General features: G+C 70.1%; 8 protein-coding genes. 1 reads left to right on the forward strand and 7 read right to left on the reverse strand.

The window, feature by feature from the left end; all coding sequences use genetic code 11:
• Positions 1-8: 8 nt before the first annotated feature.
• From ACW4TU_RS16925 to mtnA, 7 genes are all read right to left on the reverse strand, one after another.
• Positions 9-755, reverse strand: a complete 747-nt coding sequence (locus tag ACW4TU_RS16925) for a response regulator (protein ID WP_457430165.1) — start codon at positions 753-755, stop codon at positions 9-11.
• A 206-nt stretch (positions 756-961) separates the two neighbouring features.
• Positions 962-1,657 (reverse strand): ribosome hibernation-promoting factor, HPF/YfiA family, encoded by a 696-nt coding sequence (hpf, locus tag ACW4TU_RS16930; RefSeq protein WP_457428650.1) that lies wholly within the window; start codon positions 1,655-1,657, stop codon positions 962-964.
• Between the two features lie 315 nt (positions 1,658-1,972).
• On the reverse strand, positions 1,973-2,872 hold the full coding sequence (locus ACW4TU_RS16935; protein WP_457428651.1) for a ComF family protein: 900 nt from the start codon (positions 2,870-2,872) through the stop codon (positions 1,973-1,975).
• A 197-nt stretch (positions 2,873-3,069) separates the two neighbouring features.
• Complete coding sequence (locus ACW4TU_RS16940; RefSeq protein ID WP_457428652.1) at positions 3,070-4,974, reverse strand: LpqB family beta-propeller domain-containing protein; 1,905 nt, start codon at positions 4,972-4,974, stop codon at positions 3,070-3,072.
• Positions 4,964-7,036: an MtrAB system histidine kinase MtrB gene (mtrB, locus tag ACW4TU_RS16945; RefSeq protein ID WP_457428653.1), complete on the reverse strand. Its 2,073-nt coding sequence runs from the start codon at positions 7,034-7,036 to the stop codon at positions 4,964-4,966. The genes ACW4TU_RS16940 and mtrB overlap by 11 nt, the downstream gene beginning before the upstream one ends.
• Before the next feature lies 1 nt (position 7,037).
• A complete protein-coding gene (gene mtrA / locus ACW4TU_RS16950; protein WP_327697099.1) occupies positions 7,038-7,727 on the reverse strand; it encodes a two-component system response regulator MtrA in 690 nt (229 codons plus the stop codon).
• Positions 7,728-7,735: 8 nt separating this feature from the next.
• Positions 7,736-8,881 carry an S-methyl-5-thioribose-1-phosphate isomerase gene (gene mtnA, locus ACW4TU_RS16955; protein WP_457428654.1) on the reverse strand — a complete coding sequence of 382 codons (1,146 nt, stop codon included), beginning with the start codon at positions 8,879-8,881 and terminating at the stop codon, positions 7,736-7,738.
• 137 nt (positions 8,882-9,018) lie between these two features.
• Here mtnA and ACW4TU_RS16960 point away from each other — a divergent pair, with 137 nt between their 5' ends.
• Complete coding sequence (locus tag ACW4TU_RS16960) at positions 9,019-10,362, forward strand: DUF7847 domain-containing protein (RefSeq protein WP_457428655.1); 1,344 nt, start codon at positions 9,019-9,021, stop codon at positions 10,360-10,362.

The raw sequence follows: 10,362 nt of genomic DNA on the forward strand, positions 1-10,362 counted from the left end.
CGACCGCCCTACCGAATCTCGAGGATCTTCTCCCGCATCGCGTAAACCACCGCTTCCATCCTGGAGTGCAGCTGCAGCTTCTCCAGGATGTTGCGCACATGGTTCTTCACGGTGTTCTCGGAGATGAACAACTCCTTCGCGATATCGCGGTTGTTCATCCCGGTGGCGACCAGCTTGAGCACTTCCAGCTCGCGCTCCGTGAGCCGCGGCGCGGGCACCAGCCGCCGCTCGTCCGTCCGCTGGATCATCGACTTGAATTCGGTGAGCAGTTTCGACGCCATCGAGGGGCTGATCTGCGACTGCCCGTCGGCCACCGCACGAATGGCCGTGGCCACCTCGTCCGTGGAGATCTCCTTGAGGAGATAGCCGGTCGCACCCGCCTTGATCGCCTCGTACAGATCGGCTTCCTCATCGCTGATCGTCAGCATGATGATCTTGGCGCTGGGCGCGACCTCCTTGATGGAGGTGCAGGCCTCGATCCCGCCGCGCTTCGGCATCCGTACGTCCATCAGGATGATGTCGGGCAGCAGATCGGCGGCCTTGTCGACAGCCTCCGCGCCGTCCCCCGCCTCGCCGACGACCTGGATGTCCTCCTCGGCCGCGAGCACGATCTCCAGTCCACGGCGGAAGAGCGCATGATCGTCCACGACAAGGACTCTGATCGGCTCCTTGCGCGAGTTGCCCCCGTCCGGGCCCATGCCGGTGACGCCGTCGCCGGCATCCTCGACCTGCATCGGTCCGAAGCTGTCCGCCATCGTTCCTCCCCCTGAAGGCTGTGGCCTGTGGTCCTGTGCCATCGCCAACCCAAGGCAACGACCCACCGGTTGAGCCGTTGCGGCCATGATTCCATGCCCGGGCGTCGGTGAGGTGACAGAGCGGGTCCCGGAGGAGTCGCACACGGGTGCCCCTGGGGGCGCACACGCGCTCCAGGGGCACCCGCCCAGCTGTCACCGGGGGCGGTTCAGCCGCCCAGCGTGCCACCCGCCTCCGGGGCGTGCGCCTGGTGGGCGACCATCGGATCCGTGTTGAGGTGGATCACGCCGTAGTCGTAGGCGTGCCGCCGGTAGACGACACTCGGTTCCTTGGTCTCGGAGTCGACGAACAGGTAGAAGTCGTGCCCGACCAGCTCCATCTCGTAGAGAGCCTGGTCGAGCGTCATCGGGGAGGCGACGTGGCTCTTCTCTCGGACGATGAGGGGGCCTTCGCCCTTCACTTCCAGCGAGCCGATCCTCTTGACGGGCACGCCGTCCGTGTCTTCCTCATGGACGGGGTGACCATTGCCGTTCAGCGTTGCCGCGTCCGGGACGTGGTCGGCGACCTCGGCGGCTGTCAGCCGGCCGGCGCCCCGGCGGGTGTAACGCTTGTCGTGCTGCTTGCGCAGCCGGGCCTCGAGCTTGTCCGCCGCGAGGTCGAGTGCCGCGTACGGGTCGCTTGCCGCTGCTTCCGCCCGGATCACCGGACCGCGGGAGTGGAGTGTGATCTCCACTCGGTCGGAGCGGTCGGCCTGCCGGGGGTTGGGCTCCTTGGACACCTCTACATCGAGGCTGATCACCTTGCCGTCGAGCTTCTGGATCCTGTCCAGCCTCAACTTCTCGGCAACGTGTTTCCGGAACCGCTCGGGCACCTCGGTCTTGCGTCCCTTGACGACGATGTCCACGCAGAACTCCGTTCCCGGATCGCTCCGCTTCAGTGGCGAAGCGTCTCCCTTTTGCACCAGGCTCCGGTGTGCTCCGGAACCGCGGACTCGGTGACTTCCACCTCCTCCTCCCCCATGGACAAGATCCCCACGCGGCCGACTGGGGTGATTAGGCAAAACCCGCAGCACGGCATTCGGATTTGCGAGGTGTGGCCTGCGGCTTTCCCTCACAACCGAACATATCTCGCCCGGACGGATGTCGTCACCCTCTACTGGCGCGTACCTCCGTTCAAATGAATTGACCCTCTCACTACCTGCAACGATGCAAGTTCGCGCTCAGTTCCGGTTTATTTCGAAGGAATCAGGCGTCGCCGCGACCACAGCCGCGCAGAACATCCCTCTGAAGGTGCCCGGCGCCACCATTCCCGACCGTCCTGGCCTCCGCTCCACACTCACCGACGTGGCTTCCGCGCACTCCTGTCCTCTGCCTTCCCGCCCCGCTTCCGAGTACACGGCTTTTCTCACTCCTCTCACGTTCCCCACCTCTCCCGACCGTTCCGCCCCCTTCGCCCCTCCCGTCCTGCCACACCCGACCGCTTCACGCACGGCACGCGCGGCCTCGGCCAGTGAGGCCCCGGTCGTCATCAGGTCGTCGACCAGGACGACCGCACCGGCCCCGGCCAGCAGCCGGCCGCCCCCGGCGACCACGCTCAGCGCGCCCGCGAGGTTGTCCAGCCGCTGCCGGGAGCCAAGGCCCGCCTGATCGGCCACAGCACGCCGCTGCCGCAGCACCGCCAGCACCCGGGCCGGCGTACCGGACCGACGCAGCTCGCTCGCCGCGGCGAGCGCGATCCGCCGAGCCGGATCATGCCCCCGGGCCCGCACAGCCCGACGCGCGGACGGCACAGGCACGAGCAGCACGCCCGTACCACCGCACAGGGCCCCGTCGAGCCCCGCCCGTACAGCTCCCGCCAGCGCCGTCCCGAGTGGCCCCGCGAGGGCCAGCGCACCCCTTTCCTTGTGCGCGAGGAGTACCGCGCGCACCTCGTCCTCGTACCGTGCCGCCGCATGCACGGCCGGCAGCCCCGGCGGCTCCGGCACCGGCCGCACCCGGCTCGGTGCGGCCCCGTTCAGAACGGCACGGCACTCCGGGCAGAGCACCGTGCGAGGCCTTCCGCAGCCTCCGCACTCGGCCGGCAGCACCAGGTCGCCGAGATCCTGCCACCACCCCCGCATGCCCACCACTGTGCCAACACCGACGCCACCCGGCCACCCCTGTGGAAAACCCCTGTGGACAACTCCGCACGCCCCACGAGCAGCACCCGGGAACGCCGACGGCCCGCCGGACATCCGACGGGCCGTCACACCTCACTCCCACCCTGGCCCACGGGCCGAACCACAGAACCGCGGAACCACAGAACCGGAAAGGCCACTCACCCCGGATACACCGGAGCCGACCCCGCCTTGACGAGCTTCTGCCACTTGGACCCGGACAGCAGCCGCACGATCCCGTCCTCCTCCGAGTACGCCACCAGCGGCAGCCTCTCGTCCTCGGAGGCGGCGATGGCCTTCACACCGGTCAGCGCGGCCGGCGCCGACCCCACCGGCGTCGAGCCGTCGACCTGTACGTATCCCATCTGCTGTACGCCGCCCTGCTCACGTCCGACCACCACGAGCCGGCTGTCCCCGGCCCACGACATGGCGGTGACCTCCTCCAACTGCGGTGTCACGGAGTGCAGTTCGAGGACCGACACGACCGGCCGCTCCCCGGACTTCTGCCCCGCCGCCGTCTTCTCCTGAAGCGTCCCGCCCGAGGCCGCCGACCGCTCGTCGCGCTCGATCCGCCCGACGTACAGGGACCGCAGGCCGTCCTTCTCCACGATGAGCGCGATCCGCACCCCGTCGGCGGCCACCCGTACCGCCTCGATACGCCCGTCGAGCGCCGGAGTCCGCACCTCAAGCGGCTCGCCCGCACCCTTCTCCAGGAGCAGCAGCCGGGGCTTCGCGGGGTTGCGGTCGGCCACCCACAGGTCACCGTCGCCGTCCCAGCTGGGCGTGGTCAGCCGGTCGGCCTTGGTGGCGCCCTGGCTGGTCAGCACGGGCTCACCGAGCGATCCGCCGGACACCAGGGACCCGACGTAGAGCATGGCCCCGTCCGACGAGACCCCCGCCGCGCTGTCCTCGTCCCGCGAGACCGCCGCGGACCGCAGCTGCTTCTCGCCCTCGCCGAGCGCGCCCGGCACCGGGGTGACGTCTGCGGCGGCTTCGAGGCTGTCGCCGGCCACGCGTACGAGGCGGTGCTTGCCGTCGATGAAGTACTGGAACTCGGGGTGCTGCACCACACCGCGCGCGGCGACGATCTCGGCCCGGTCCTTGTCGAGGACGCACAGCTGGGTGCCGTTGGCGCGCTGCAGTGCGACCTCGTCGACCCCCGTGGGGGTCAGGTCCTGGAGCGTGTAGAGGAGTTGGGCCGCCATCTCGGTGCACTTGGCGGACCCGACCCGGCTCGCCTTGTCGTTGAGCGGCACCGTCAACCGGTTCTGGTCGTCGGGGGTCAGTGAGGTGACGCCCTTCTTGAGCGCCGTACCGGTGGGGAAACTCGACCTGACCACCGGTCCCAGCCAGCGCGAGGGGCCCTGCAGCAGCGAACTCACCGTCTGCGTCATCGGGTCGACCTTCTTGCGGACGTAGACCGGATCGGCGACGGACACGGGCTGCCCGTCCGACTCCGTCGGCGTGTTCGACGCGAAGTAGTACTTGTTGACGGACGTGTAGTTGCGCAGGAAGTCCGACTTGCCCATGACGATGCCCTGCGGCAGGTCGTCGATGCGCCACTGCCCGCTCTTCTTCTCGCGCGTGAGGTGCAGTGTCTGTCTGTACTTCCCGTCGGCGGGTTCGTACGACTGCTGGGAGTCCAGCGTGGCGAACCGGTCACCGGTCAGCGTGGACGTGTAGTCGTCGTCGGTCTCGTCCCGGCTGCCCACACGCACGGGATCGGCGGTGGGCCCCCCGTCCAGCACCGTGGTCGACGCATCGGGCCGCCACTGCTTCGCGGCACGCGCCGTCAGGTACTTGAGTGCGGTCTCATAGTGCGGATCGTCGCTGGTCAGAGCCTCCAGAAAGCCCTGGACGATCTGCCCCGGCGGGGCGTTCTCGTGGGGCGGCAGGGCGAAGACCCGTACCTGGGCGTCCTGCCGGGGCGTGGACTCGACTCCGCGCAGATCCCCGCTGTCGGGCATCGAGGCGCATCCGGCCAGCAGTACGGCGCCACAGGCGGCGTACACGACCGCGCGAACCGTTTCCCGCCGCCGACCGTCCCGCTCGCGGTCAGGGCCCACGAAATGCCTCCCCTTGTTCGTCCACACGCTCTGGCCCGGCACTGGAGGACACCGTGTCCGAGGACTGCGGCTCCGTACCGGACGTACCGTCCCGCCGTGCACCACCGGCCGGGCGCGGCACCACGCGCGATCCGTTGCCGGGCAGCGCCGTGGGGTCCGCGGTCGGGGTCGGGCCGACCAGCCTCGGCGCTATCGGCCGCTGTTCCGTGACCACCGTCTGCACCGGCACCGTGGCCAGCTTGTCGCCGCCCGCGTACGGCAGACCCGCGTCGTTGAGTCCACGATGGCGCCGTGAGTCCTTGGGCTCCAGCGGTATGGGTGAACCCCGCAGATGCTCGTCGGCGGTGCGCGGCAGCGTCAGCCGGAACTGCGAACCGCCGCCCGGCTCGCCCCACGCCTGCAGCCAGCCGCCGTGCAGCCGCGCGTCCTCCAGCGCGATGGACAGACCGAGGCCGTTACCGCCGGTGGTACGCGCGCGTGCCGGGTCGGCCCGCCAGAAGCGGCTGAAGACCCGGGTCGCCTCACCGGGCTTGAGCCCGACCCCGTAGTCGCGCACGGCCACCGCGACCGCACCCCCCGCGGCGGCCAGCTTCACGATGACGTCCTTGCCCTCGCCGTGCTCCACGGCGTTGACGACGAGGTTGCGCAGCACCCGTTCCACGCGCCGCGCGTCGGCCTCGGCCACGACGGGCTGCTGGTCGCCGACGACCCGTACCGTCGTCCCCTTGCGCTCGGCCAGCGGCTCGGCACCGCTCACCACCCGCCGGACGACCTGCCTGAGGTCTATCGGCTCGGCCTCCAGCGCAGCCGCGCCCGCGTCGAACCGGCTGATCTCCAGCAGATCCGCGAGCAGCGTCTCGAACCGGTCCAGCTGATCGGCGAGCAGTTCGGCCGACCGCGCGGTCACCGGATCGAAGTCCACGCGCGCGTCATGGATGACATCGGCGGCCATCCGTACGGTCGTCAGCGGCGTCCGCAGCTCGTGCGACACGTCGGACACGAACCGCCGCTGCATCCGCGACAGCTCCTCCAGCTGCTGAATCTTCAGCTGGAGAGTCAGCGCCATCTTGTTGAAGGCCTCGCCGAGCCGCGCGATGTCGTCCTCGCCGGTGACCTTCATCCGCTCCTGCAGCCGCCCGGCGGACAGCCGCTCGGCGATCCCGGCCGCCATCCGCACCGGCGTCACGACCTGCCGCACCACAAGCCAGGCGATGGCCCCCAGGAGTACGACGACGAACAGCCCGGCCGTCGCCAGCGTCCCCTTGACCAGGCTCAGCGACTTCTCCTCCTGGGTGAGCGGGAAGAGGTAGTACAGCTGGTACGGGTCGCCGTTCGGGTCGTCGACCTGCTTGCCGATGATCAGCGCGGGCTGCGACTCGCTGCCGTTGGTGTAGGTGATACGGGTGTAGCTCTGGGCCATCAGCATGCTGCCGTCGGCCCGCGCGCGCAGCGCCTCGGGCACGCTCGCCGTCGGGTCCACCCCGCCGGAGGCACGCGGCCCGCGCCCGCCGCCGCTGTCGTCGCCGGCCGGACCGATCGGGAGCGTCACGACGTCGAAGGCTCCCTGGCCGCCACTGGAGAGGGACTCCACCAGGTCGCTCATGTACTGGATGACGTTCTGCGCGGGCCGGCCGTCGGCGCCGGAGCCGTCGTCACCACTGGCGCTGGCCGCCGTGTCCGCCTTCTGCTTGGCCACCGCGAAGCCGCCCGCGGCCTGGCTCTGCGAGGCCTTCACCTTGGCGTCCAGCAGGCCGTTGCGCACCTGCCCGATAACGACGAAACCGAGCAGCAGGACGACACCGAGCGACATCAGCAACGTCGTGGCGACGACCTTGAGCTGGATGTTGCGCCGCCACAACCGCATGACGGGCAGCAGCGGCCGACGCACCCAGCGCATGAACAGACGAAGGACCGGGCTGCCCTGGACACCGCCCTGGAGCAGCCCGCCCTCGAAGAACTGCCGCCAGCCGGAGCCGGCCCTGCTCACCTTCTGCCGCCCGACAGGCCGCTCCGCACGCCCCCCGGAACGCCCGGGGGGCGAAGCGGCACTGTCCCCGGACATGTCAGCTCGGTCCTGCCTTGTAACCGACGCCACGGACGGTCACCACGATCTCCGGCCGCTCCGGGTCCTTCTCGACCTTGGAGCGCAGCCGCTGCACATGAACGTTGACCAGCCGGGTGTCCGCCGCGTGGCGGTACCCCCAGACCTGCTCCAGAAGCACCTCACGCGTGAACACCTGCCACGGCTTGCGCGCGAGCGCCACCAGCAGATCGAACTCCAGAGGCGTCAGCGCGATCGACTGCCCCTCCCGCTTCACAGAGTGACCGGCGACGTCGATGAGGAGGTCACCTATGGCCAACTGCTCGGGCGCCGGCTCCTCCGACCTCCGCAGCCGCGCCCGGATCCGGGCGACCAGCTCCTTCGGCTTGAACGGCTTCACGATGTAGTCATCGGCACCCGACTCCAGGCCCACGACGACATCGACGGTGTCGCTCTTGGCCGTGAGCATCACGATCGGCACCCCGGACTCCGCCCTGATCAGGCGGCACACCTCGATACCGTCCCGGCCGGGAAGCATCAGGTCCAGGAGCACCAGATCGGGCTTGGACTCACGGAAAGCGGCCAGCGCCTTGTCGCCGTCAGCTACGAAAGACGGCTCAAAACCTTCACCACGCAACACAATGCCGAGCATCTCGGCCAGTGCGGTGTCGTCATCGACGACAAGGACTCGTCCCTTCATAAACGACATCATCCCATTAACTAAATCGTTACCTGTCGTGACCTGTCACACAGCTCTACCAGCGCCGCAGCCGTCACGGGCGACACAACGCCCGCTTCGGTGACGATCGCCGTCACCAACTCGGGAGGCGTCACATCGAACGCCGGGTTGTACGCCTGGGTTCCCAGGGGTGCCACCGGAATTCCGCCTCCCGCTTCCGCTCCCGCCACCGGCACCTGAGGCGCGGCGATCTCCGTCACCTCGTGTCCGGCACGCTGTTCCACCTCTATGGACGCCCCGTCGGGGGTGTCCGGATCCACCGTCGTCAACGGCGCCACCACGATGAACGGCACGTGGTGGTACCTGGCCAGCACGGCGAGCGGATAGCTCCCCACCTTGTTCGCCACCGAACCGTCGGCCGCGATCCGATCCGCGCCGATCAGTACCGCGTCCACCTCCCCGGCGGCGAACAGAGAGCCCGCCGCGTTGTCCGTGAGCAAGGTGTACGCCATTCCGCTGCGCGCCGCCTCATAGGCCGTCAGGCGAGCACCTTGCAGCAACGGGCGCGTTTCGTCCACCCAGAGCCTGCGCAGCCGCCCCGTCCGGTGTGCCGCCAGCGCCACCGCGAACGCCGTTCCCTCACCACCCGACACCAGTGACCCTGTGTTGCAGTGCGTGAGTACCCGGTGCCCGCCGCCGGGCAGCAACTCGTCCAGCAGCGCCAGCCCGAGCACGGCCATCCGCGCGCTGGCCTCGGCATCCTCCCGGTGCAGCACCCGCGCCGCGACCAGCGCCGCCCCGGCCGCCTGCTCCCGGTCACCGCTCCTGGCAAGCTCCTCCTCGAACGCCTCCCGCGCCCTGCGCACCCCGACAGCGAGGTTCACGGCGGTGGGCCGGGCCTGCGCCAGGGCGACGGCGGCCTCGTCCACGTCGAAGCCGCGAGCGGCGGCGAGCGCGACACCGTACGCCCCCGCGATACCGAGCAACGGCGCCCCGCGCACGGCCAGCGAACGGATCGCCGCCACCAGCGCGGGCGCGTCCGTACAGACCAGCTCGACCTCCTCGGCCGGCAGTCTCGTCTGATCGAGGAGGACCAGCACCGGACCCTCGGGAGGTTCCTCCCAGCGGAGCGCCGGTATCTCGGTGGGCCGGTTGTCCTCGCGGGATTGCGCGTACTGATCAGCCATCCACCCAGTCTGCCCCTTATCCGTCGGACAATTGAAGGTGTCCAGCCCATACGGGGGCTGATCCCCCCGCGCACTCCCCATGACACGATGGCTGCCAACCTGCCGCGAACGCGGACGGGCACCGTGAAGGAGCGACGATGAACGACACTCCGGGCTGGGCCTCGCCCGGATCTGCCCCCTCCGAAGGGCAGCAGCCCGGCACGTCCGCCCCCGCCGACCGCCCCGGTCCCGCGGAACCCGCGGACCAGCCGCGCCCGGACACGACCGGCTCGGGCCCGAAGTGGTCCCCGGAACAGCCACCGCCCGCCCAGTGGTCCGCCCCCACCGGCCCCCGGGGCCCCGGTCAGGCCCCGCCCCCACCACCGCCTCCCGGCCCGGGCTGGGGCGGCAACCACCCCGGCACCCCGGGCGGCTACGGCGGCCCCGGAGGGTACGGCGGATACGGCCCGCCCGGCGGCCACCCCGGCTGGGGCGGCAACTGGGGCGGTCCCCCGCCCGCCGCCAAGCCCGGCGTGATCCCGCTGCGCCCCCTCGGCGTCGGCGAGATCCTCGACGGCGCCGTCTCCACCATGCGCGCCCACTGGCGCACCGTGCTGGGTATCTCGCTCACCGTCGCGATCGTCACGGAGATCGTCGCCATCCTCCTCCAGGGACTGTTCCTGGAGGACAGCACGAGCGTCGACGGTCTCAACGACGCGAACGCCAGCTTCGAGGAAGTGAGCCGCGCCATGGGTGACGCCGCGCTCAGCTCCGGCGTCCTCTTCGTGATCTCCATGATCGGCACCGTCATCGCGACCGCCCTGCTCACCACCGTGACCAGCCGCGCCGTGCTCGGCAAGCCGGTGACCATCGGCGAAGCCTGGCGGGACGCCCGCCCGCAGATCCCGAAGCTGTTCGGCCTCATCTTCCTGCTGCTGCTCACCGTCGTCACGATCTTCGCCGTCGCCGTCGCACCGGGCCTCCTCGTGGCCCTCGCGGGTTCGGAGGGCGCAGGCGCGGCGCTGGCCATCCTGGGCGGCCTCGGCGCGAGCATCGTCGCGCTGTGGCTGATGATCCGCTTCTCCCTGGCCTCGCCGGCGCTGATGCTGGAGAAACAGGGCATCGTGAAGTCGATCAGCCGCTCCGTGAAGCTCGTCAGTGGCTCCTGGTGGCGGGTCCTCGGCATCCAGCTGCTCGCCTCGATCATCGCCATGGTCGTCTCGTCCATCGTGGTCCTCCCGTTCTCCTTCGTCGCCGCAGCCCTGACCGGAGACGGCATCAGCGGCCTCCTCGACGGCACGGGCGGCTTCGGCTGGACGTTCCTGATCGTCAGCGGCATCGGTTCGGTGATCGGCTCCATGATCACCTTCCCGATCACCGCGGGCGTGACCGTGCTCCTCTACATCGACCAGCGCATCCGCCGCGAGGCCCTCGACCTCGACCTGGCCCGCGCCGCCGGCATCCAGGGCTCCGGCGCCCCGGGCGCCACCCCGGGGAGCTGA

The organism is Streptomyces kryoterrae (genome assembly GCF_054072135.1).